We start from the raw sequence: 23414 nt of genomic DNA, 5'->3' as shown, positions 1-23414 counted from the left end.
GCAAACGGCGATGGTTCTCGCGGCCGGCCTCGGCACGCGGTTGAAGCCGATCACGGACCAGACGCCGAAGCCGCTGATCCCGGTGGCCGGCCGTACCCTGCTGGACCGCTGCCTCGACCGGCTGGTCGAAGCCGGCGTGCAGCGCGCTGTCGTCAACATCCACTGGCTCGGGAACCAGATCCGCGAACATCTCAAGACACGTCAGGACATTGAGATCGTCATCTCGGATGAAACCGACCTGCTGCTGGAAACTGGCGGCGGCATCGCAAAAGCCCTGCCACTGTTGCGCGATGTACCGTTTATTGCTGTCAATGCCGACCTGATCTGGCGTGATGGCGGCAGCGAGACAGCTATGCAGCGCCTTGCTGCCGGCTTCGACCCGGCAGCGATGGATGGCATTCTGCTGCTGCAACCGCGTGCGCAGGCCGATGGCCATGACGGACCGGGCGATTTCTTCCTCGAAGATAACGGTCGCCTGCGCCGGCGCGGAGAAAATGCCATCGCGCCTTACATCTATACCGGCGTGCAGATCCTGCAACCGGCGCTGTTCCGCGATGCGCCGGCCGGCGCCTTCTCGCTCAATATTCTCTACGACCGCGCGATTGCCACTGGGCGGCTTCATGGTCTGGTGCATCGCGGCAGCTGGATGGATGTCGGCACTCACGATGGCCTGAAACAGGCGGAAGCGACGTTGCCCAAAGAGACGTTGCATGGCACGCGCAGCTAGTCCCACCGTCCATACTATAGCGCCCGGCCGGCCGTTTCTCGACCTGCTGGCTGGCGGCATCCTGCGGCAATACGGTGCCGATCCGCTCAACCTGTCGCGCGTCACCGTGCTGCTGCCGACCCGGCGCGCCTGCCGCGCACTGGCCGAGGCCTTCCTGCGCCAGGGCGACGGTGCCGCCCTGCTGCTGCCGGTGATCCGCCCGCTCGGCGATATCGATGAAGACGAACTCGATCTGCGCGGCATCGGTGAAGGCGACGAAGCGCTGGCCTTCGGCACGCTGGAGCGCAGCCTGCTGCTGGCGCGGCTGGTGCAGGCCTCGCCGCTGGCCGGCGGCGACAGTGCGAATGCACTGCGGCTGGCGCGCGAACTCGGCCATCTGCTCGATGCCGCTGCCACCGAGGAAGTGGGGCTTGACCGCCTGCCCGATCTCGTGCCGGCCGAACTGGCCGGGCATTGGCAGCAGACGCTCGATTTCCTGAAAATCCTCCGCGAGACCTGGCCGGCGATCAAGGCTGAGCAGGGCCGCAGCGACAGCGCCGAGCATCGTCAGCGTGCCACGCAGCGCTGGATCGAGCATTGGCAAAAGACCCCGCCGGATGGACCGGTGATCGCCGCCGGTTCGACCGGCACGATCCCGGCCACGTCTCGACTGCTGAAACTGATCTCGCGCCTGCCGGACGGCAGCGTGGTTCTGCCCGGCCTCGACAAGAAACTGGACGAAGCCGCCTGGAAAGCAGTGCAGGACGAACCGACGCATCCGCAGCATGCGCTGGCCCGCCTGCTCGACATATTGGGCGTGCTGCGCAGCGAAGTGACCGACTGGCACCCCGATAGCGCATCGTCGGAGGGCGAAGCACATCACGGCCGTGCCGAGCTGCTGACGGCCGCGCTGCTGCCGCCGGCGGAAAGCCATCGCTGGCGCGATCTGCGCGGCGGCATCGCCGCCGAGGCGCTGGCCGGCCTGCAGCGCATCGACGCAGCAGGCCCGCGCGAAGAGGCGCTGGCGATTGCGCTGGCGATGCGCGAGACGCTGGAGACGCCGGGACGCACGGCCGCGCTGATCACGCCCGACCGGATGCTGGCGCGCCGGGTCAGCCTGGAACTGGCGCGCTATGGCATCGCCGTGGACGATTCCGCCGGCATTCCGCTGATCCAGACTGCGCCGGCGGTGTTCCTGCGTCTGGTTGCCGCCGCGGTGGCCGAGGATTTCGCACCGGTGGCGCTGCTGGCGCTGCTGAAACATCCCTTCTGCCGCCTCGGCATGGCGCGCGGCGATCTGCTGCGCTGGACACGCGGCATCGAACGCAAGCTGCTGCGCAGGAGCCGGCTGGCGCGCGGGCTCAAACAGCTGGTAGCCGATCTGGCCGATGAGCCGGAGTTGCTGCCGCCATTGGCACGGCTCGTCGTCATCGCACAGGCCATGGCGCATGAAAATCAGACCACGGATCTGAAAACGCTGCTTCAGGTCCAGATCACGGCGGCCGAAGCGCTGACGGTGGCACCCGACCAGCCGACACCGCTCTGGCAGCAGGATGCCGGCGAGGCGCTGCATGCACTGGTGGTCGACCTTCTGGAGGCGTCCGATCAGTTCGGCGCGGTGACACCAACCGAATGGCCGCGCCTGCTCGATGCGCTGCTGGAAGGCCAGGTGGTGCGGCCGCGTCGGCCCTCGCACAGCCGGCTGGCGATCTGGGGTCTGCTGGAAGCCCGTTTGCAGCAGGCCGACCGCGTCATTCTTGGCGGGCTAAACGAAGGCACCTGGCCGCCGCAGGCCAGGGAAGATCCCTGGCTCAGCCGGCCGATGCGAGCGGCGCTGGGTCTCAGCAGTCCGGAATTCCGTCTGGGGCAGACCGCGCATGACTTCGTGCAGGCGGCGAGCGGCAGCGATGTGATCCTGACGCGGGCTGCGAAAGTCGATGGCACACCCACTGTGCCTGCCCGCTGGCTGCTGCGGCTGGAGGCACTGCTGGATGCAAAAGATCCGCGCTGGCAAGGCAGCCTGGCGCCGCAATATCTCGCCTGGGCCGAGCAGCTCGATACGCCGGACCGGTCCCTGAAATTCGACCCGCCGCGACCGATGCCGCCGGTGAAAGCCCGGCCGCGCGAACTCTATGTCACTGCTATTGAGACTTGGGTGCGCGATCCCTACGCACTCTATGCCCGGCGCATCCTGGAACTGCGCCCGCTCGATCCGCCGGATCAACCGCCGGATGCGCGCCTGCGTGGCAATGTCATTCATGCCGTGCTGGAGACCTTCCAGCAGCGTCACACCGACACTCTGCCCAACGATACGACAGCACTCGATGAACTGTTTGCCCTGGGCCGCAGTGAATTCGGCGCCTGGCTGGAGCAACCCGAAATCGCCGCGCTCTGGTGGCCGCGCTTCGAGCGCGCCATGCGCTGGTTTCTGACTTATGAACGCGAACGCCGCGCCAACGGTTTCCGTACCATCCTGCTGGAACAGGAAGGGCAGCTCGAGATCGGCGCGCCTGCCGGCGCTTTCACGCTAAAGGCCAAGGCCGACCGCATCGACAAGCATGACGCCGACGGCCGGCTCGCCATCCTCGACTACAAGACCGGCAACCCGCCGACGCCGAAACAGGTCAATAGCGGCCTGTCACCGCAACTGGCATTGGAAGCCGCCATCGCGCAGGCCGGCGGCTTTGCCGGACTCTCGCCGGCTGAAATCGCCGAACTGGTCTATATCCGGCTCGGCGGCGGCAATGAGCCGGGCGAAGCGCGCCGCATCGAGACAGGCGGCGGTCGCGCGGAGATTCCGCCGGCCGACGATCTGGCACGCGAGGCACTGGCACGGCTGAGCGGCTGGGTGGCGCGCTTTGACGACGAGAAAATCCCTTATCTATCACGGCCGCGTCCGCAGTTCGTTGATTATCCAGGCGACTACGATCATCTCGCCCGCGTCGCCGAACGCGCCGAAGGCACGGGAGAGGGCCAATGAGGTCCGATCCCGAACTTCTGACTCACACGATGAACCAGCGCAGCGCCGCCGATCCGGCGCAGTCGGCCTGGGTCGCCGCCAATGCCGGTTCGGGCAAGACACGCGTGCTGGTGGATCGCGTCACGCGCCTGCTGCTGATGGGCACCCGGCCGAGCGGTATTCTCTGCCTCACCTTCACCAAGGCGGCGGCGGCCGAAATGCAGCTGCGCCTGACTGACCGGCTCGGCAAATGGACTATGCTGAACGATGCCGAGCTGAAGGCCGAGCTGTTCGAACTGCTCGGACGGCCCGTGACAGAGTCCGACATGGACGCGGCACGGCGGCTGTTCGCCCGCACCCTGGAATCGCCCGGTGGCCTGCGGCTGCAGACCGTACATGCCTTCTGCGAGGCGCTGCTGAAACGCTTTCCGGTCGAGGCGCAGGTACCGCCGGGCTTTGCGGTGGCCGACGAGGCCGTGACAGCGGATCTGTTCGAGACAGCGCGCAGACGCGTGCTGGGCGACGGCCTCTCCGATGCCGATTTCCGCCCGGTGATCGATTTTTTCGCCGCCCGCGTCGATGACGGCCGCTTCGCCGATCTGCTGAAGGCGCTGCTCGGTCGCCGTCGCGATCTCGCGCTGCTGCTGGAAGCGCACGACGGTGCGGCTGGCGCCATCAGCGCGCTCTATGCGCAGCTGGAACTGCCGCCGGATGCGACACGCGACCTCAGCATCCGCCTGCATATCGACGCCATGCGGCTGGCCGACCTGCGCCGGGCAGCAGCAGCGCTGTGCGGCGGCAGCGTCACCGACCGGAAAATCGGCCAACCCCTGGCCGACTGGCTCGCCGCCGGCCTGCCGGTCGAGCAGTTCGAGGATGTCTGGTTTGCCGGCTTCTTCACCGGCGAAGGCAAGCCGCGCGCCAGGATGGCTACGAAAACCGCCATCGCCGCTGCCGCAGACTGCGCCGATATCCTGGCCGAGGAGCAGGCGCGCCTGATCGCGCTGCAGCAGGAGCTAAACAAGCTGACGGTGGCCGAGGCCACCGCCATGCTGCTGCGACTGGGCGAGCAGCTGTTGAAGACCTATGCGAAATTGAAGACCGCACAGGGCCTGCTGGATTATGACGACCTGATCCTGCGCACGCGCGATCTGCTGGTCGAGCCGAGCCAGGTACCCTGGGTGATGTTCAAGCTGGATCGCGGCATCGACCATATCCTGGTCGATGAAGCGCAGGATACCAGCCCGGACCAGTGGTCGGTGGTGGCAGCGCTGGCCGAGGAATTCTTCAGCGGCACCGGAGCGCGCGACGACATTCCTCGCCGCACCATCTTCGCCGTCGGCGATGTGAAGCAGTCGATCTACAGTTTCCAGGGCGCACGGCCGCAGGCCTTCCTCGATACCTACAATGATTTCCGCCGCCGCGCCGAGGCGGTCGACCAGCGGCTCGCGCAGATTCCGCTGGAAATGTCGTTCCGCTCGGCGCCGGCAGTGCTGCAGCTGGTGGACGCTGTTTTTGCAGAGGACGCGGCCAAGCCTGGTGTTGTCGGCGAGAAGCCGCTGCACCACAAGGCCAGCCGCAGCGATGCCGCTGGCCGCATCGAACTCTGGCCGCCGTTCAGGCCCGACCCGAAGGCGCAGAGCGAACCCTGGGAAGCCCCGCTCGACTATGTCGGCCAGAAGGATCCACGCAAGCGGCTGGCAGAGGAGATCGCGGCGCAGATCCGGCGCTGGATGGACGACGAAGAGCTGCTGCCTGGCCTGGGACGCCACGTGCAGCCTGGCGACGTGATGATCCTGGTGCGTCGGCGCAATGTGTTCTTCGAGGCGATGGTGCAGGCGCTGAAAACTGCCGGCGTGCCGGTGGCCGGCGCCGACCGCATGAAGCTGGCCGAACAGATCGCCGTGCTCGACCTGCTGGCGCTCGGCGGTTTCTGCCTGCTGCCCGAGGACGACCTGACGCTGGCCACCGTGCTGAAAGGTCCGCTGTTCAATTTCAGCGAAGAAGACCTGTTCGATCTGTGCTGGAACCGCCAGCAGCCGCGCGTCTGGCATGAACTGCGACGCCGCGCCGAGGAACGGCCGTTATGGCGCGCGGCGAGCGACGAGTTGCACAGATGGCTGGCGCGCGCCGATCTCGTCACACCTTTCACGCTCTACGCCGAACTGCTCGGCGCCGGCGACGGACGGCGGCGGCTGGTGGCACGGCTGGGACCGCAGGCCAACGAACCTATCGATGAATTCATCGCGGCCACGCTTGCCTATGAGCGCGAGAATGCGCCCAGCCTGCAGGGCTTCCTGAGCTGGTTCCCGCGTCATGCCGGCGAGGTGAAGCGCGATCTCGACCAGGGCCGCAACGAAGTACGCGTGCTGACCGTGCATGGCGCCAAGGGCCTGGAAGCGCCCATCGTGATCCTGCCCGATACCTGCGACCTGCCGCAGGACCAGGGTGGTGGCGGCCTGCTGTGGGGCGAGGCGCCCACGCCCGGCATGCGCACACCCGGACCTGCCGCCGCCCGCGCCGTGCCGCAACTTTATTGGCCGATGCGCAAGGACAACGACACCGCCGTGACTGCCGGGCTGCGCGGCAAACGTCACGATGAACAGATGGAAGAATATCGCCGGCTGCTTTATGTGGCGCTGACGCGGGCGCGCGACCGGCTCTATGTCTGCGGCTATCTGGGTGTGCGCAACGCCGAGAAGGGTCCGCCGCAGGGCAGCTGGTACGATCTGGTGGCGGCCGGTTTCGACCACCTGCCGTCCGTGCAGAGCATTGCACTGCCATGGGGCGATGAGGCGCGACGTTACGAGACCAATCCCGACAGTCGCAGCGAAGCCAAACCTGCCGTCGCCGCGACAGAGATTTTTATCGCGCCCGATTGGCTGCGACAGCCCGCACCGCCGGAACCCACGCCGCCGCGACCTTTGAGTCCGTCGCAGCCGAGCCGGCCGGACCCGGCGCCGCTCAGCCCCACAACCGCGAAAAATCAGGACGGCCTGAAGCGCGGACGTCTGGTTCATCGTCTGCTGCAGACATTGCCGGATCTGCCCGACGCCGAACGCGCAGCGGCAGCAGCGCGCTTCCTCGCCCATCCGGGCCACGCGCTCGATCCCGCCGCTCAGGCCATATTGCTGAAGGAAGTGATGGCCCTGCTGGGCGATCCGCAGTTTGCCGCGCTCTTCCGGCCCGGCGCGCGGACCGAGGCGCCGCTGGCCGGGCGCATCGGCAACCGCACAGTGGTCGGCCAGGTTGACCGCCTGCTGATCGATCACGACACTGTGCTCGTCGTGGATTACAAGACCAACCGCCCGCCACCATCCGCGGTTACCGAGGTCGATCCGGCCTATCTCGATCAGATGGCGCTTTATCGAGGCCTGCTTGCACAGGTTTTCCCCAACCGCCGGATCGAGGCGGCACTGGTATGGACCCATACTGCCCATCTGATGCCGCTGCCGAATGATCTGCTCGATCAGCGCCTTGCCGCTTTCACCGCAACGTGAGTAGTCGTAGGCTGAGGGTATGCCTAGCTTGATCCTCATGACCGGTTCGGCCCCCTATCTCTGTTTTGCGCTCCGTCGCGCCGGACTTGCGGCGTCGCTGGTGCTGGTGGGCATGACAACATCTGCCCACGCGCAGTCGCAGACAGCCGCAGCACCTGTGGTGCTGGAGTTATTCACCAGCCAGGGCTGTAACTCCTGTCCGCCCGCCGATGCGCTGATGCAGGACTGGCTCAGACAGCCGGATATCATTCCGATTTCGCTGCACGTCGATTACTGGGATTACCTCGGCTGGAAGGACACCCTGAGCAAAAAGGGTCATGGCATCCGCCAGCAGGATTACGCGCGCAATTCCGGCAAGCGCGAAGTCTACACGCCGCAGGTGGTGGTGAACGGCAAATATGTCGTCGTCGGCTCCGACCGCAAGGCCGTCGAGAAGGCGCTGGAAAAAGCACGCCGCATGCCGTCGGTCGCCATCGCGGCCGAGAGGAACAACACGACCGGCAACTGGCAGATCACGGTGCCGGCAGTGGCGGGTTTCGAAGGCGAGGCGAAACTGGTGCTCTGCCGCTACGACACGCAGCATGAAGTTGCGATCGAGCGTGGCGAGAATTCCGGCAAGACGCTGAATTACCTGAACGTGGCCCGCAGCTGGGGCGATCTCGGCCGCTGGAAGGGCCAGAGCGCCAGCTACGACCTGCCCGATCTGACCGGCACCGACTGGGGCCGCCAGGGCGCCATGGTGATGCTGCAGATCGTCACCAGCGAAGGCGTCGGCCCGGTGCTGGGCGCCGTCGATATCAAGGATCGCGATATCAAGGGCAGCAAATAGCCCGCCCCTGCAAAATAATCGGCCCTGCAAAGGTTACTCCCCTGAGGTTGACAGGCCGGCCGGTGCGGCCGATGGTTTCGCCATGATGTCCGCTGCTCCAGGGTCCGGGATTGCCGCATGTCGGTAGGCAACAAGCCCGCAAACAGAATCGAACATCGCCTGCGGCCGGCCGATCGCAATGACCTGCATCGCCTGCAGGAGATCGCCCGCACCGCGCTACCCGATGCCGCGAACCTCGACCTTGCTGCCTTGCAGCGCGATGAAAACCTGTTCGTGGCGGAATGGCGCACCGCCATCGACGGCTTCATGGTGCTGCTGCCCCTGCAGACCAGCCTGCTGATCAACCGGCTGGCCGTGGCGGAAGAAGCTCGCGGCCAGGGTCTCGGCGCCTGGCTGCTGGATTGCGCCGCCATGCATGCGCGCGGCCTCGGCCTTGTCGCCATCGAGATCCAGCGGCCGGAGCACGATACCGCCGGCATCGCCTGGCTCGCCCGGCGTGGCTTCGCGCGGCTTCCGCATGGCGGCAACAAGGTCTATCTGACGCGCGACGTCTAAAAAAATCAAACTGGGGAAACACCGATGAGTGAAGCGAAGAATGCCTTGCGCCCGTCCAGCACCGTGCTGATGGTGCGCGACGGCGCGGCCGGACTGGAAGTCTTCATGGTCAAGCGCAACCACGCGATCGACTTCGCCTCCGGCGCCATGGTGTTCCCGGGCGGCAAGCTCGCAGATGGCGACAGCGATCCGGTGCTGATGGGCCGCCATGCCCGGCCCGGCAATTTCGATCCCACCCTGACGTCTTATGCCTTCGGCGCGATCCGCGAGGCCTTCGAGGAATCCGGCCTGCTGCTGGCGCGCGCCAAGGGCGATGGCACATTACTGTCGGCGGCGCGCGTCGAAACGCTGGGCCACTGGCGCGAGCCGCTCAATTGCGGCGAGAAAACCCTGCGCGATATGGCCGAAACCGAGGGGCTGGATTACGCGCTCGATACGCTGGTGCCCTTCGCGCACTGGATCACACCCGAGGTCATGCCCAAGCGGTTCGACACCTGGTTCTTCCTCGCGCCGGCACCGGCCGACCAGGTCGGCGTGCATGACGGATCGGAATCGGTGGAGTCGGAATGGGTCGGCGCGCAGGCGGCACTCGACGACTGGGAGGCCAAGACCCGCACCATCGTCTTCGCCACCCGCATGCAGCTGGTGAAGCTGGCGCGCGCGCGCAATGTGGCTGACGCCGTGGCCGTGACAAAACAGGATACTGTGGTCGATGTCATGCCGGTGCTGGACAAGACATCCTTCGCCGAGCCGCATCTGCGCATCCCGGCCGAAGCGGGCTACGGCGTCACCGAAGTGCCGCTGAGCCGCGTCGGAATGTAGTCAATCATCCCTATTTGGCAGCCGAAGGAATCTACCGATCAGCATGATCCCCGGATAGTGAACCTTGCCATCTCCCTCCTTGAGCCAAAACTGCCGGGAGCATTCAGGTGCAACCCAGGACATGAAGTGAACTCTGTTCCGTTCGTACAACTCCGATCGGATTTCCCCAAGGAGTGACTGATAAAATCCAAACGCTCGGTCTGATGCAGAATTCAGGCTTTCATTTTGGTCTCGCACTACGCGAGGAACAACAAAGGTTATTCCCAATCTATAATCTGAATTGCGATTTAGATTCCTCGCTGCCTTGACTGCCTCGTTTAGAGACGGAACAACAACATCATACAGGGCATCGCGCGATGCCTGCATATTGCTATTCACTCTCGCCAGCTTCACTTCGGCCTCATAGCCGACCTTCTGATCAGAGAAGAACAAATCCCCGCGCGCCCAGTTTCTTCCTCTCCGACTACTCTCGTATTCAACTAGACTGATGCCACCTGCTCTCGAAGCGGCGGACGCCAGTATTCCTACGTTCGGTCGTTCCTTGTATGAAAAGCACACATCCCAAGCTTCACCGGCATCCCCATCCCGATGGAACTCGCTGTACCGCATCACCTGCAAGCCCCATTCCTGCAGAACTGATCTAAAGAAAGCAGTACCATTGAATTCTTTAACAGCAAGTCCGTAGCGCGGCATTTCCCCCTCCGCTATTCTTTGAGAGGGAGCATAGCTTATGGCACCAGAGATGGAAGGAGGTTTGGCTAGATCGCCTTTTCCATCAGCCGGGCCAGCCGCTGCGCGAATTGCAGCGGATCGGCCGGCGCCTCGCCTTCCACCAGGCGCGCCTGGTCGAGCAGCAGATACGCGGCATCCTCCAGCGCATCGACCGCGCCGGACTGCTGCGCGCGTGCCGCCAGCGCCTGGATCAGCGCATGACCGGGATTGATCTCGAGAATCCGCGTGCTGGCCTTGTCGAGCTGCTTGTGCTGGCGCAGCAGGCGCTCGAGATGCATGTCCATGTCGCCTTCGGCAGCACTGAGGCAGACCGCGCTGTCGGTCAGACGCTTTGACTCGCGCACATCCTTCACGGCATCGCCCAGGATCTGCTTCAGCGCCGCGATCAGCGTGCCGAGCGCGGCATCGTCCGGGTGATTTTCCGGCTTCTTCTCGTCCATCGCGCCGGCGATGCCATCGAGATCGGCGCCGGCGCGGCTGGCCGATTTCAGCGGCTTGCCGGTATAGTCGCGTACCACAGAGAGCCAGAAATCATCGACCGGATCGGTCAGCAGCAGCACTTCCACGCCCTTGGCGCGGAAACCTTCCAGCTGCGGACTGTGTTTCAGCTGTTCCGGCTGCTCGCCGCTGATCACATAGATGGCGCTCTGGCCATCCTTCATGGCGGCAATGTAATCGTCCAGCGACACCCAGCCCTCGCGCTGCGACGAACGGAAGCGCGCCAGCTTCAGGATCGCCTCGCGATGCTCGGCATCTTCGTAGAGGCCTTCCTTCAGCACCGGACCGAAGGCTTCCCAGAACTTCTCGTATTCGGCAGCGTCCTTGCCGGCTTTCTTGTCCAGCTCGGTCAGCACGCGCCGGCTGATCGCCTGCTTGATCCGCGCCAGCACTGGATTGTGCTGCAGCATCTCGCGGCTGACATTCAGCGGCAGGTCGGCGGAATCGACCACGCCGCGCAGGAAGCGCAGCCAGGCCGGCACCAGTTCGTCGCAGCGATCCGTGATGAAGACGCGGCGCACATAAAGCCGCAGCGCTGATTTGCGTGCCGGATCGAACAGGTCGTGCGGCCGCGATGACGGCACGAACAGCAGCAGGCTGTAATCCAGCTTGCCCTCAGCNNCTCTGATACTGCTCTTTGGTGACTTCGGATTTCGGCCGTGCCCAGAGCGCACTGGCGCTGTTCAGCGTCTCGCTCTTGCCGTCGCCTTCATCCAGCACCACCGGCAGCGCGATATGGTCGGAGTAAGTCCGCACGATATGGCTGAGCCGCAGGGGTTCGAGGAATTCCTCCTCGCCCTTGCGCAAGTAAAGGATGATCGTCGTCCCGCGCGCGGACCGTTCGGCTTCGCCGATGGTGAACTGGCCCGAACCATCCGAGACCCAGCGCCAGGCCTGCGCTTCGCCGGCCTTACGCGAAATCACCTCGACCTTCCCGGCCACCATAAAAGCGGAATAGAAGCCGACGCCGAACTGGCCGATCAGCGTCATATCCTTGGCGGCGTCGCCGGTCATCTTGGCAGCGAATTCGCCGGTACCGGAACGGGCGATGGTGCCAAGATTGCTTACCAGTTCATCGCGATTCATGCCGATGCCATTGTCGGCAATGGTCAGCGTGCCGGCTGCTTTATCAGGAGTCAGAGTGACTTTGAGCTCTGTATCTCCGGCCCAGAGCTCGGCCTCGGTCTGGGCGGCAAAGCGCAGCTTGTCGCAGGCATCCGACGCATTCGAGATCAATTCGCGAAGGAAGATTTCCTTCTGGCTGTACAGCGCATGGGTGACGATATGCAGCAGCCGGGCGACATCTGACTGGAATTGCAGGGTCTGGTCGGTCATGGCAGGCTCCGGAACTCTTTAACCTTTCTTTTCGTCGTCTTTCTTTTCCGGCTCGATCAGGTCTTTCAGCCGGCGGGTCAGGTCGCGGGCGGCATAGTCGTTGATCTGATAGGCCCAGCCATCCATGCGCGCCATGGCCTCCTTCACCTGCTTTTCGGCCTCTTCCGGCTTCAGCAGATCCTTGTTGGCCTCGTTGGGCTTGGCCAGCGCCGCATCGAAGCTGGCCGAGATCACGATCCAGAATTTCTTCTCTTCGTCGGCCGGGATGGTGCGCACCACGGCCTTCACGCCATCCAGCGTAACGATCTCGGTCACCGTCGCTTTCGCGAAGTCATGCTCGCTCGCCTTGCCGACATCCTCGAAGCCGAGATAAGCCAGACTACCGGCCACGGCGTTCACATCGAAAGGCGAGCCGACCTTCATGCCTTTCGGGATATTGGGCAGCACGAAATCGACTGGCGTATTGTCGGGTTTGTCCGGGCCGCGATTGACCTTCAGCACCTCGCCATCGGGATGCGTGACGGTGGCAGAGGCGACGCGGTTCTTGTCGAGCTTGATCAGGTCTTTCACCAGCCACTGCACCGGGTCGGCCGGCAGTTCCAGCGTGCCCTGCGCCAGCCAGGCGCGCGCCTCATCGGGCTTGCGCACCTGCAGCTGGCCGGGCTTGCCGCCGGTCGGATAGCTGCGCGTCTTGCCGACGATCACCGCAGCCATCGACTTGGCATCCTTGTCGACCAGACGGATCAGGATCGGGCCGGGATCGCCCTTCGCCGCTTCGTCGACGGGCTTGAACTGGTCGGGCTCCGTCACCTGCAGCAGGTTGTAGTTCTCCGGCTTATCGCTGCGCGGCTCGAGGGTCTCCAGCCCGGCGATGCCCAGTACATTCTTGCGCACCAGATCGGCACGCACCGGATAGTCATGCCGGCTCGGCATGGTCCAGTGATCGGCCGTCGCACCGCGCTCAATGCGGAACAGCGACTTCACCGTGGCGATCTCCAGCGAGGTGACGTCGTTCACCTTCGAGGTCAGGCCGGGGAACATCGGCTTTGGCGTGAAATCGGCCTGCGCCGCCTTGTCGCGCGACACCGCCACCCACCAGCCGGCACCGCCGAGAACGACAGCGGCGACGACCAGAATTGCCCAGCTCTTGTTACGCAGCTTCATGACGAACACTCCACGGAAATACGCTTCAGCCTTCCAGCGCGCGGCGGATGCGCCGCTGACGCCAGGCGATGGCCAGACCGACCGCGACCAAAGCAGCCAGCAGCGGCATCAGGCCTATATTGATGAACTTGACCAGCAGCTGCAGGCTTTCGATGTCGCGGTTCAGCTCGCGCTGCACGCCACGCAGCTCGCGCCGGGTGGAGAGCAGGTCGTCACGGAAGGTGGTCATCGCCGCTTCCTGCTCGGCGCTGAGCAGCGCATTCGACTGGTCCTGCGCCTTGCTCTGCAGGTCGGCGAGCTGCTTCTGTGTCGTCTCCAGCTTCTGTTCCAGCGCCTTCTGGCGGGCGAGGAACTGCTGTTCCGCGTGACGACGCATGTTGTCGATCACCTCGAAGGGGCGCTGCGAACGGCCGCGGCTGCGGAGCCCGATCAGGTCGCCCGAGCCCGACATGTTGTCGATCGCATTGATCAGCAGGTCGGCATTGGCGGCGATTGGCACATACATGTTCTGGCCCATCATCTGCTGGCTACGCACCCAGAAGCGGTCGTCCAGCAGGTCGGCATCGGCCACCAGCAGCACGTTGATCGGCTTGGCGCTGTCGGTCACATGCGGGGCCGTCGGCTTCGCAGCCTCTGCCGGCTTGGCGCCGTCATTCTTTTCGTCTTCCTTCTTCTGGGCAGGCGGTGCGCCATTCGGGAAAGCCGACTTGACCTGGCCGCTGATGCGGGCGGCCAGCACGTAGGTTTCACCGGTCGGTTTGAACTTCTCGGCCAGCGCCTGCGGATTGGGATCGCCGTCGAGATCCTTGGTCTCCATCAGCATCGCCTGGTTGGACGACGTGATCAGCGGCGTCACCGTGGTGGTGGCGCCGTCCAGCTTGCGGATCGAGCCCATGGAAGCCGCGTTGATCTGGGTCAGCTCGGACGTCACGATGTCATCGTGGTTGAGCCGTTCGCCCGGAATTGCCAGCCAGGGCACGTAATCCACCACGGCGGCCGGGCCGCTGCGGCCGGTCTGCACGCGCTGGGCCAGCGCCAGATCGGCGACGAACTTGCCAGCCTCGACCTCGACGCCCCAGGCCTTGAACAGATCGGGCAGCAGCGACGACTGATCGCCGCCCGGCATCGGCTGGCCGGTCATCGGATTGGGCATCGCCGCCATGGTCTCCGAATAGGGATCGGCAAACACGATCAGCCGGCCGCCCTTCAGCACATACTGGTCGATGGCATACTGCACCTGCGGGCTGAGATCCTTCGGATGCGCCAGGATCAGCGTCGAAATCTTGTCATTGATCTCTTCCGGCTTGGACGCATCCAGCATCTTCACCTGGAAGAACTGCTTGATCTGTTCGAGGATCAGATAGGGCTGCGCCTGATTGCGCATCGCCGCCATCATGCCGCCCGGACCGTATTCCAGCGGCAGGGCGCCGAGGATGCCGACGGTCGGCTTGGTCGGGTTGCTCAAGGCATAGACCAGCTTGGTCACGTCGTATTCGAGGAACTGTTCCTTGTCGGACTGGAAGAAGGCGATGGTCTGCTGCTGGTCGAGCGCATTGGTGCCGACCAGGCCGAAATAAAGCTGGCCGCTGGGCAGTTGCACACCCTGCAGGCCGGCCTGCACCGCACGGTCTTCCGCTTCGGTGAAGGGCTCGGGATCGATCACTTCGAGGCGGATCTTGCCGCCGGCGAGCGAGGCATAGCGTTCCAGCAACTCGCGCACGCGGTTGCCATACTGCTTCAGCTGCGGCGCATTGCCGGCCAGCTTATCCGAGAAGAAGAAGCGCAGGGTGACCGGCTCCGGGATGCCTTTCAGCACGTTGCGCGTGCCGTCCGACAGCGTGTAGAGCCGCGCCTCGGTCAGATCGACGCGCGCATCGCGCAGGCCGTTGTTGACCAGAATGTTGAAGCCGAAAAAGAGTGCGAAGGCGGCGACCAGGCCGGTGCCGGTGAGAAGGGCTTTGCTGCCGGTTTTCATGGACTTAACCCGCCTTCTTGAAATCGACCACGACAGCGTTGGCATAGAGCCAGACCGCAATCAGCGACAGGAAAAACACCAGATCGCGCAGATCGATCACGCCTTCGGTGATGGCGTTGAAATGCGCCAGGAAGCTGAAGGAGGCGATGGTGTCGACGATCAGTGTCGGTGCCCAGCCCTGGAAGAAACCCAGCACCATCGGCGCACCCGACACGGTGAAGATGAAGCAGACCAGCACGCTGAGCACGAAGGCGATCACCTGGTTCTTGGTCACCGCCGACATGCAGCTGCCGATCGCCAGATAGGCGCCGGCCATCAGGAAGCTGCCGATATAGCCGGCGAAGATCACGCCGTTATCGGGATTGCCGAGCCAGTTGACGGTGAGCCAGAGCGGGAAGGTCAGCGCCAGTGCGATGCCGGCAAAGGCCCAGGCGGCGAGGAACTTGCCCAGCACCGCGGCCCACAACGGAATGGGCAAAGTAAGCAGCAGCTCGATGGTGCCGGCCTTGCGCTCTTCCGCCCACAGCCGCATGGCAATCGCGGGCAGGAAGAAGAGATAGAGCCAGGGATGGAACATGAAGAAGGACTTCAGGTCGGCCTGGCCGCGTTCAAAGAACTGGCCGAGATAGAAGGTGAAGATTCCCGCGGTGAACAGGAACACCACGATGAACACATAGGCGACCGGGGTGGAGAAATAGCCGCTGATTTCGCGACGGAGAACGGCAAGCATCGGTTTCATGGTCTTCGTCCTGCTCAGGCCGCGCGGGCCTGGGTGATTTCGCGGAAGGCGGCGTCGAGCTTGCCGGGCCCGGCGAGCATTTCGCCGATGCGCCAGCCGGCACTGCCTTCGGGCTTGCCCTCGGCCAGAATGCGGCCGCGGGCGATGATGATGGCGCGGCTGCACACCGCCTCCACCTCTTCGAGGATATGCGTGGAGATGATGATCGCCTTGTCGCGCGCCATCGCCTGGATCAGGCCGCGCACTTCATGCTTCTGGTTGGGATCGAGGCCATCGGTCGGTTCGTCGAGCACCAGCACCGGCGGATCGTGCAGGATCGCCTGCGCCAGGCCGACGCGGCGCTTGTAGCCCTTCGACAGCGTGTCGATCGGCTGGTCCAGCACATCCTTGATGTTGATCTGGTCGACCACCTTGTCGAGGCGCCACTGGCGGTCCTTGCCGGCCAGCCCGCGCACATCGGCGATGAAATCGAGGAAACCGCGCGCGGTCATGTCGGCATAGGTCGGCGCGCCTTCCGGCAGGTAGCCGATGGCACGGCGGGCCGCCAGGGGTTCGGCCTCGACGTCATGGCCGCAGACCGCGATGCTGCCCGAGGTCGGGTTCAGGAAACCGCAGAGCATCTTCATGGTGGTGGACTTGCCGGCGCCGTTCGGACCGAGGAAGCCGAGCACTTCGCCTTTGGCGACGCTGAAACTGATATTATCGACGGCGGTGAACGGCCCGAACTGCTTGACCAGATTCTTGATGTCGATCATCGTTTTAGTTTGTCCCCTGCCCCGCGGAACGGCCCCTGCCGTCCAGCGCCCGCTAGATAAGAGTGTCCTCGACCATGGTTCAAGTCCCCGACCAGGAATTGCGGTGCTTCGCCGCAGGCGGGACGCCACATTTTCGCCATGATTGACGCTCGATCCCCTGTCGCCGATGACCCGCCGCCCTCGCCTTGCACCAAGGTCTGCACGATCGACCGCCGCACCGGCTGGTGTCTCGGCTGCTGGCGCACCGGCGNNTACATGCAGCAGGTCGCGCCGCCGGAACATCCGCTGCTGGCCCGCCTGCGCAAGGAAACCGCGGCGCTGCCCATGGGCGGCATGCAGATCGGCGTCGACCAGGGCCGCTTCTTCCAGCTGCTGGTCCGGCTGATGAATGCGAAACGTTGCCTGGAGATCGGCGTCTTCACCGGCTATTCCTCGCTGGCCGTGGCGATGGCCCTGCCGGCCGACGGCCATATCACGGCACTCGACATCAACGACGAATGGACGAGCATCGCCCGCCGCTACTGGCAGGAAGCCGGAGTTGCCGGCCGCATCGCACTGAAACTCGGCCCCGCCAGGGACACGCTGGATGCGATGCTCGCCGAAGGCGCCGGCAGCAGCTACGACTTCGCCTTCATCGATGCCGACAAGACCGGCTATGCCGCCTATCATGAACGCGTGTTGCAGTTGCTGCGCCCCGGCGGCCTGATCGCCTATGACAACGTCCTATGGAGCGGCCGCGTCGCCGATCCGCAGGATACCAGCGCAGACACCGAAGCCCTGCGCGCCCTGAATATCGCCCTGGCGCAGGACAAGCGCATCGTTACGGCCATGCTGCCGGTCGGCGATGGCGTGACGCTGGCGCTGAAACTGTAGCCGGCATGGCCGCCTTCCTGCTCAAGCGCCTGGCCACCCTGCTCGCCACCCTGCTGGCGACCTCGGTGATCGTGTTCCTGGTGCTGGAAATCCTGCCGGGCGACCCCGCTTTGCTGGTGCTGGGCATCGATGCCTCCGACGAACAGCTCAGCGTCTTCCGCCACGAATACGGGCTGGACCGGCCGATTCTCGACCGCTACCTGCTGTGGATCGGCAACTTGCTGATGGGCGATTTTGGCATTTCCTATGCCTACAAGACGCCGGTCTGGCCACTGATCGCCGAACGTCTCTCGCTCACCTACCCGCTGTCGCTCAGCGCCATGCTGCTGACTGTGATCCTCGCCCTCGGCCTCGGCGTCTATGCCGCCGCACAGCACAACAAGCCGGGCGACCTTGTCATCATGGGCATCAGCCAGCTCGGCATCTCGATCCCGAATTTCTGGTTCGGCCTGCTGCTGATCCTGCTGTTCGCCGTCAATCTCGGCTGGTTCTCCGCCGGCGGCTTNNGCCGCCATCCTCGCGCGGATCACGCGCTCCTCGGTGCTGGAAGTGCTGCGCGAGGATTTCGTGCGCACCGCGCGCGCCAAAGGCCTGAGCCGCCAGTCGGTATTGTGGGGCCATGTGCTGCGCAACGCGCTGATCCCGGTGATCACCGTGATCGGACTGCAGTTCGGCAACCTGCTGACCGGCACCATTGTTGTTGAACAGGTATTTTCCCTACCCGGATTGGGTCGTCTGATCTTCCAGGCGATCAGCAACCGCGATATCGAAGTGGTGAAAGCCGCCGTGATCCTGCTGGCCTTCACGGTCGTGGCCGTGAATTTCATCGTGGATGTGCTTTACGCGGTGATCGATCCGCGACTGAAGGCGCAGGATGTCTAGCTTCATCAAACGCGCATTCAAACATCGCAGCTTCGTGGTCGGCGCGGTCCTGACCGGCTTTGTGCTGGGCATGGCTTTGCTGTCGCTGGTCTGGACGCCATATTCACCGACCGCCATCAACATCCGCCACCGCATGGCGATGCCCTCGGCCGACTACTGGCTCGGTACCGATTCCTTTGGCCGCGACGTGCTGTCGCTGATCCTGGCCGGCGCGCAGAACTCGCTCACCGTCGGGCTGCTGGCGGTCGGCGGCGGGCTGGCGCTGGGCAGCGCGCTCGGCCTGCTGGCGGCGGCAAGACGCGGCTGGATCGAAGAGCTGGTGATGCGCTTTGCCGATTTCACCTTCGCGTTTCCCGCCATTCTGTCAGCGATCATGCTGGCCGCCATCTTCGGCCCCAGCACGATGAATTCGGTTGTCGCCATCGCGATCTTCAACATCCCGGTTTTCGCCCGCGTGGTGCGCGGCTCGGCCAATGCGATCTGGGCGCGCGACTATATCCTGGCGGCCCGCAGCGCCGGCAAGGGCAGCTTCCGCATCACCATCGAACACGTGCTGCCCAATATCCTGGCGGTCATCGTCGTGCAGGCCACCATCCAGTTCGCGCTCGCCATCCTGGCCGAAGCCGCATTGTCCTACCTCGGGCTGGGCACCCAGCCGCCGACGCCGAGCTGGGGCCGCATGCTGAACGAAGCCCAGGCGCTGGTCTTCCGCACACCCTTCCTCGCGGTTTTCCCCGGCTTCGCCATCGCCATCGCCGTCCTCGGCTTCAACCTGCTGGGCGACGGATTGCGCGATCTGACCGATCCACGCCTGTCGAGGCAACGCTGATGCCAGAGAAGACAACAGGCGGGCCCGCGCTTCTCTCGGTCAAAGATCTGCGTGTCGCACTGCAGACCGCACGCGGCCCTGCCGAGGCCGTGCGCGGTATCGGCTTCGAGCTGGGCAAGGGTGAGACGCTCGGCATCGTCGGTGAATCCGGCAGCGGCAAGTCGCTGACCGCGCTGGCACTGATGGGCCTGCTGCCGGATGGCGCCACCACGGGTGGTCAGGTGAATTACGCCGGCCGCGATCTTCTCGCTGCCAGCGAAAAGGAACTGTGCCGCCTGCGCGGCAACCGCCTGGCGATGATCTTCCAGGAGCCGATGACCTCGCTCAATCCGCTGCACCGGATCGGCGACCAGATCGCCGAACCGCTGCGGCTGCATCTCGGCCTGCGCGGCCCGCAGGCGCGCGAACGTACCGTCGAGTTGCTGGATCGCGTCGGCATTCCCAATCCGCGCAGTCGTCTGGACGCCTATCCGCACCAGCTGTCGGGCGGCCAGCGCCAGCGCGTGATGATCGCCATGGCGCTGGCCTGTGACCCCGACATCCTGATCGCCGACGAGCCGACAACGGCCCTGGACGTCACCATCCAGGGCCAGATACTCGACCTGATCCGGCGGCTGGTGGATGAAACCGGCATGGGCCTGGTGCTGATCAGCCACGATCTCGGCGTGATCGCCGAAACGGTGGACCGCGTGCTGGTGATGTATGCCGGCCGCGCGGTGGAATCCGGCCCGGTGCGCGAGGTGTTTGCCCGCATGGCGCATCCTTATGCGCGCGGACTGTTCAGCGCCATGCCGCGTATCGCACCGGGGCTTTCGCATCCGCGGCCGCAACTGCCGACCATTCCCGGCATTGTGCCCGACCTGCACGATCTGCCGGCTGCCTGCGCCTTTGCCGACCGCTGCAAGCTGGTCGAGCCGCGCTGCCGCACCGAGTTCCCGCCCAATGCGGCTGTCGGCCCGGCGCATCAGGCCGAATGCTGGCGCACCGACATGACAGTAGGCGCACCATGACTGCGCTGGTTGAGCTCGACGACATCCACAAGACCTATGTGCTGAAACGGGCGACGCCGTTTTCGCCGGCGCAACAGGTCTTTGCCGTCAATGGCGTGTCGCTGACCGTGCAGGCCGGCGAGAGTCTCGGCATCGTCGGTGAATCCGGCTGCGGCAAGTCGACCTTGGCCCGGCTGGTGATGGCGCTGGAAAGGCCGAGCCGGGGCCGCATGCGCTTTGCCGGTCGCGACCTGAATGCGCTGCCGGTCGAAGAGCTGCGCGCGGCGCGGCGCGATTTCCAGATGGTGTTCCAGGATCCCTATGGCTCGCTCGATCCGCGCCTGACGGTGGAGCGCATCGTCGCCGAGCCGCTCGATGTGCTGGAGAAGCTGACGCGCGCGGAAAAGCGCGATCGCGTCGCCGAAACGCTCGCCACTGTCGGCTTGCGCGCCGGCGACATGGAAAAATATCCGCATGAATTTTCGGGCGGCCAGCGCCAGCGTATCGCGATTGCCCGTGCGCTGATCACGCGGCCGAAGCTTATCGTCGCCGACGAAGCCGTCTCGGCGCTCGATGTCTCCGTCCAGGCCCAGGTGCTGAACCTGATGGCCGATCTGCAGCAGCGTTACGGCATCACCTATCTGTTCATCAGCCATAACCTGGCGGTGATCGACCATCTGTGCAGCCATGTGGCTGTGATGTATCTCGGCCGCATCGTCGAGCAGGGCAGCACGGCGACGATCTTCGCCAGGCCAGCGCATCCATACACGCGCGCACTTCTCGCGGCCTTGCCGCAGCCGGTACCGCCGCCGCCCGGTCAGGCGCGCCGCAGCAGCCTGCTGCAGGGCAACCCGCCGAGCCAGACGACACTGACGCCCGGCTGTGCGCTGGCCGATCGCTGCACCTATGCCAAGGATCGCTGCCACACCACGGCACCTGACTTGAGGATAATGCCCGATGGCCGCGCAGTGGCCTGCCACAAGGCAGACAGCGTTCTGGAAGAACCGCTAGCGCGCTGAACCGACCACCTGCAGGCGATAGCCGCGCTCGCGCATGCAGTAATCGGTGAATTCGGCCTCGCGCGGGCCGCGATCAAAGTAAGATGGCGTGCGCGGTTCGCGCCAGGGCGCACCCCATGTATTAAAACCGGTGCCGGTCCAGGGCGGATAGAGCGGCCGTGTCGACGAGCTTTCATCCAGCGCCTGCTTCCAGGCGATATTGCGGCAATCCTTGTAGTCGCTGTCGCGCTGCACGGCACCGGTATCGCTGCGCACCCATTCGGTCGGCGTCGTTGCGCAAGCCGCCAGCAGCAGAAAAAGCGAAATGGCGGCCACGCGGATCATGACTTTTTCGCGATGGGCTGCAGATGGTAACCACGCTGCTGCATGCAGTATTCCGCGAGTTCATACATGCGCGGGCCGCGGCGGGTATAGGAGGAGGTGATGCCACCATCCTCGTCGCCGCCTACGATGAACTGGGTGTCGCGGAACGGCGGATAGATCGGCCGCGTCTTGTCGCTTTCATCCAGCGCCTGCCAGTTGGCGATGTCCTGGCATTCCTTCTCGTCTTTCTGGCGCTGCTCCAGCGATGTCTCGGTCCGCGCCCATTCTGTGGTCGGCGCACAGGAGGCCAGAATGAGCAATGAGAGAAGCGCAATCTCGTGTCGCATCGCCAACCCCTATTGTTCCACCACCGGTGCGAGATGATAGCCGCGCGCGCGCAGGCAGAAATTCTGCAGGTCGCCTTCGCGCTGCTGCCGGTACATGAAGGCATCATGCCGGTAATAGCCATAGGGGCTCGGATAAGGTCCGAAGCGGGACGGCCAGGCACCGTAGTAGCCGCGGTAAAACGGACCGTCGAAAAAGCTTTCGCGGAAGGCCTGGTCGCGCGCCAGGTTTGCGCAGTCCCGGCTGTCGACCTGGGCTTCCGCCAGGGTGACGCCGGGCTTCTGCCAGGCCATCGGCGGCCCGCAGGCCGCCAGCAGACCGGCGACGGTCAGCACGGGAATGGCAAATGGCGTGTTTCTGCCCATGGCAGCCCGACCTCCGGGAGGCACTATACCAGATTGAGACTAGGCTGGGCTTACGGCAGAAATGGGGCCGGCGGTAACGCCTGCGTTATTCCTGACAGGGGAAGGCATCGGTCATGGCCTGCCGCACGGTCTGGATCGCGTCCAGCCCCAGTTGATCGCCATTTTCTTTCGCCCATTCGACGAATTGCTGGCGCAACAGAGCGGCCGGCGCCTCGCGCGGCGTGCAGAACCAGGTGATCTCCTTGCCATCGGCGACGATCAGTTCATACATCGCCACCGAGGCCTGCAGGTAGCGCAGGCAGCCGGTAAGGCGGGCGCTGCCTTCGGCACTGTCGCAGAGCGCCTGCAGGTCGCGGCCGAGGAATTTCGGTGGCGGCGCCAGACTGCCGCCCGGATTCATGGCGGGATTCTGCTGTGCAGCAGCAACGGAGACCAGTGAACCGGCGAGCAGGCCGGCCAGGACGAACAGGCGCATCAGACGATCTCGTTCTCGAAAGGCTCGCCGCCCATGCGGCGGAAGATGGCATACATCGCATCGGCTGCGGCATCCAGCATGCTGGGGTCGGTGGAGCGCATCACGATGGCCGTGGAGGCGCGCCCGCTGCGGAAGGCCGGGTAAGACCCCATGTCAACATCGGGATACTGTTTCTGCAGTGCGCCAAGATCCTCGGCCACCGCACCTTCGGGCACCAGCGCCAGCACGGTGCGCGACAGCAGCTTGTCGCCGCCGATCAGCGTCGGCGCCACGCTGGCCACCATGGCCTGGAAGATCATCGGCACGCCGGCCATCACCATGACATTGCCGATGCGGAAACCCGGCGCGGCCGATACCGGGTTGTCGATCAGCGTGGCGGTATCGGGGATCCGCGCCATGCGCAGCCGCGCGGCATTCAGCATGCCGGCTTCGTAATGCGCCTCCAGCCGGCGGCGCGCTTCGGCCTGGATATCGATGCTCACACCGAACGCCTTGGCGATGCAATCCGCGGTGATGTCGTCATGCGTCGGGCCGATGCCGCCCGAGGTGAAGACATAGTCATAACGTGCGCGCAGCTCGTTCACGGCCGCGATAATGGTCGCCTCGATATCGGGTACGACGCGCGCCTCGCGCAACCGGATGCCAATTTCGGTCAGCTTGCCGGCCAGGAAATACATGTTGGCATCGCGGGTGCGGCCCGAGAGAATCTCGTTGCCGATCACCAGCATGGCAGCCGTCACGATTTTAGGCGCGTCCGTCATACGA

Annotated in this window: 21 protein-coding genes and 2 pseudogenes; 12 read left to right on the top strand and 11 right to left on the bottom strand. The window is 64.7% G+C overall.

Annotated elements, in window-relative coordinates; translation table 11 throughout:
- Positions 1-10: 10 nt before the first annotated feature.
- From CTR53_RS06140 to CTR53_RS06115, 6 genes are all read left to right on the top strand, one after another.
- Positions 11-727: a nucleotidyltransferase family protein gene (locus CTR53_RS06140; RefSeq protein ID WP_290810045.1), complete on the top strand. Its 717-nt coding sequence runs from the start codon at positions 11-13 to the stop codon at positions 725-727.
- Positions 711-3686, top strand: coding sequence for a double-strand break repair protein AddB (gene addB / locus CTR53_RS06135; protein WP_290810043.1), 2976 nt, complete (start codon positions 711-713; stop codon positions 3684-3686). The genes CTR53_RS06140 and addB overlap by 17 nt, the downstream gene beginning before the upstream one ends.
- Positions 3683-7165 carry a double-strand break repair helicase AddA gene (gene addA / locus CTR53_RS06130; protein ID WP_290810041.1) on the top strand — a complete coding sequence of 1161 codons (3483 nt, stop codon included), beginning with the start codon at positions 3683-3685 and terminating at the stop codon, positions 7163-7165. Before addB ends, addA begins: the two co-directional genes overlap by 4 nt.
- 19 nt (positions 7166-7184) lie before the next feature.
- Entirely contained in the window at positions 7185-7994 is an 810-nt protein-coding gene (locus CTR53_RS06125) for a thioredoxin family protein (protein ID WP_290810039.1), read from the top strand.
- A gap of 117 nt (positions 7995-8111) precedes the next feature.
- Positions 8112-8549, top strand: coding sequence for a GNAT family N-acetyltransferase (locus CTR53_RS06120; RefSeq protein ID WP_290810037.1), 438 nt, complete (start codon positions 8112-8114; stop codon positions 8547-8549).
- A 24-nt stretch (positions 8550-8573) separates the two neighbouring features.
- The gene (locus CTR53_RS06115; protein ID WP_290810035.1) at positions 8574-9371 is read left to right on the top strand and encodes a hypothetical protein; all 798 of its coding nucleotides are present in this window, start codon (positions 8574-8576) and stop codon (positions 9369-9371) included.
- Here CTR53_RS06115 and CTR53_RS06110 read toward each other — a convergent pair whose 3' ends face one another.
- The 6 genes and pseudogenes from CTR53_RS06110 to CTR53_RS06085 form a co-directional block, all read right to left on the bottom strand.
- Positions 9372-10064 carry a hypothetical protein gene (locus CTR53_RS06110; protein ID WP_290810033.1) on the bottom strand — a complete coding sequence of 231 codons (693 nt, stop codon included), beginning with the start codon at positions 10062-10064 and terminating at the stop codon, positions 9372-9374.
- Positions 10065-10129: 65 nt separating this feature from the next.
- Positions 10130-11936, bottom strand: a pseudogene (gene htpG, locus CTR53_RS06105) (molecular chaperone HtpG).
- A gap of 18 nt (positions 11937-11954) precedes the next feature.
- Positions 11955-13100 carry a DUF4340 domain-containing protein gene (locus CTR53_RS06100; protein ID WP_290810031.1) on the bottom strand — a complete coding sequence of 382 codons (1146 nt, stop codon included), beginning with the start codon at positions 13098-13100 and terminating at the stop codon, positions 11955-11957.
- A 25-nt stretch (positions 13101-13125) separates the two neighbouring features.
- Positions 13126-15075, bottom strand: coding sequence for a GldG family protein (locus tag CTR53_RS06095; RefSeq protein WP_290810029.1), 1950 nt, complete (start codon positions 15073-15075; stop codon positions 13126-13128).
- 4 nt (positions 15076-15079) lie between these two features.
- Positions 15080-15814: an ABC transporter permease subunit gene (locus CTR53_RS06090; protein ID WP_290810027.1), complete on the bottom strand. Its 735-nt coding sequence runs from the start codon at positions 15812-15814 to the stop codon at positions 15080-15082.
- Between the two features lie 14 nt (positions 15815-15828).
- Complete coding sequence (locus CTR53_RS06085) at positions 15829-16569, bottom strand: ABC transporter ATP-binding protein (protein WP_290810025.1); 741 nt, start codon at positions 16567-16569, stop codon at positions 15829-15831.
- A 138-nt stretch (positions 16570-16707) separates the two neighbouring features.
- Between CTR53_RS06085 and CTR53_RS06080 the strand changes: the two genes are divergently transcribed.
- The 6 genes and pseudogenes from CTR53_RS06080 (at position 16708) to CTR53_RS06055 (ending at position 21161) form a co-directional block, all read left to right on the top strand.
- Positions 16708-17442 (top strand): class I SAM-dependent methyltransferase, encoded by a 735-nt coding sequence (locus CTR53_RS06080; RefSeq protein ID WP_290810023.1) that lies wholly within the window; start codon positions 16708-16710, stop codon positions 17440-17442.
- 5 nt (positions 17443-17447) lie between these two features.
- Positions 17448-17873: pseudogene (locus CTR53_RS06075) on the top strand (ABC transporter permease); the annotation flags it as partial.
- Positions 17874-17982: 109 nt separating this feature from the next.
- The gene (locus tag CTR53_RS06070; RefSeq protein ID WP_367158943.1) at positions 17983-18324 is read left to right on the top strand and encodes an ABC transporter permease; all 342 of its coding nucleotides are present in this window, start codon (positions 17983-17985) and stop codon (positions 18322-18324) included.
- Entirely contained in the window at positions 18317-19153 is an 837-nt protein-coding gene (locus CTR53_RS06065) for an ABC transporter permease (RefSeq protein WP_290810019.1), read from the top strand. The genes CTR53_RS06070 and CTR53_RS06065 overlap by 8 nt, the downstream gene beginning before the upstream one ends.
- Positions 19153-20163, top strand: a complete 1011-nt coding sequence (locus CTR53_RS06060) for an ABC transporter ATP-binding protein (protein WP_290810017.1) — start codon at positions 19153-19155, stop codon at positions 20161-20163. The genes CTR53_RS06065 and CTR53_RS06060 overlap by 1 nt, the downstream gene beginning before the upstream one ends.
- A complete protein-coding gene (locus CTR53_RS06055; protein WP_290810015.1) occupies positions 20160-21161 on the top strand; it encodes an ABC transporter ATP-binding protein in 1002 nt (333 codons plus the stop codon). Before CTR53_RS06060 ends, CTR53_RS06055 begins: the two co-directional genes overlap by 4 nt.
- Here CTR53_RS06055 and CTR53_RS06050 read toward each other — a convergent pair.
- The 5 genes from CTR53_RS06050 to CTR53_RS06030 all read right to left on the bottom strand — a co-directional run bounded on the left by CTR53_RS06050 (position 21150) and on the right by CTR53_RS06030 (position 23410).
- Entirely contained in the window at positions 21150-21485 is a 336-nt protein-coding gene (locus CTR53_RS06050) for a hypothetical protein (RefSeq protein WP_290810013.1), read from the bottom strand. The two genes, CTR53_RS06055 and CTR53_RS06050, sit on opposite strands and share 12 nt — an antisense overlap.
- Complete coding sequence (locus CTR53_RS06045) at positions 21482-21811, bottom strand: hypothetical protein (protein ID WP_290810011.1); 330 nt, start codon at positions 21809-21811, stop codon at positions 21482-21484. The genes CTR53_RS06050 and CTR53_RS06045 overlap by 4 nt, the downstream gene beginning before the upstream one ends.
- Before the next feature lie 9 nt (positions 21812-21820).
- Complete coding sequence (locus CTR53_RS06040) at positions 21821-22174, bottom strand: hypothetical protein (RefSeq protein ID WP_290810009.1); 354 nt, start codon at positions 22172-22174, stop codon at positions 21821-21823.
- A gap of 85 nt (positions 22175-22259) precedes the next feature.
- The gene (locus CTR53_RS06035; RefSeq protein ID WP_290810007.1) at positions 22260-22649 is read right to left on the bottom strand and encodes a Rap1a/Tai family immunity protein; all 390 of its coding nucleotides are present in this window, start codon (positions 22647-22649) and stop codon (positions 22260-22262) included.
- A complete protein-coding gene (locus CTR53_RS06030) occupies positions 22649-23410 on the bottom strand; it encodes a molybdopterin-binding protein (RefSeq protein ID WP_290810005.1) in 762 nt (253 codons plus the stop codon). Before CTR53_RS06030 ends, CTR53_RS06035 begins: the two co-directional genes overlap by 1 nt.
- Between the last annotated feature and the right edge of the window lie 4 nt (positions 23411-23414).

This window comes from Ferrovibrio sp., from assembly GCF_002796975.1.
Classification (GTDB): Bacteria; Pseudomonadota; Alphaproteobacteria; order Ferrovibrionales; family Ferrovibrionaceae; genus Ferrovibrio.
The sequence above is the reverse complement of the archived record's forward strand: the minus strand, read 5'-3'. Positions and strand labels throughout refer to the sequence as shown.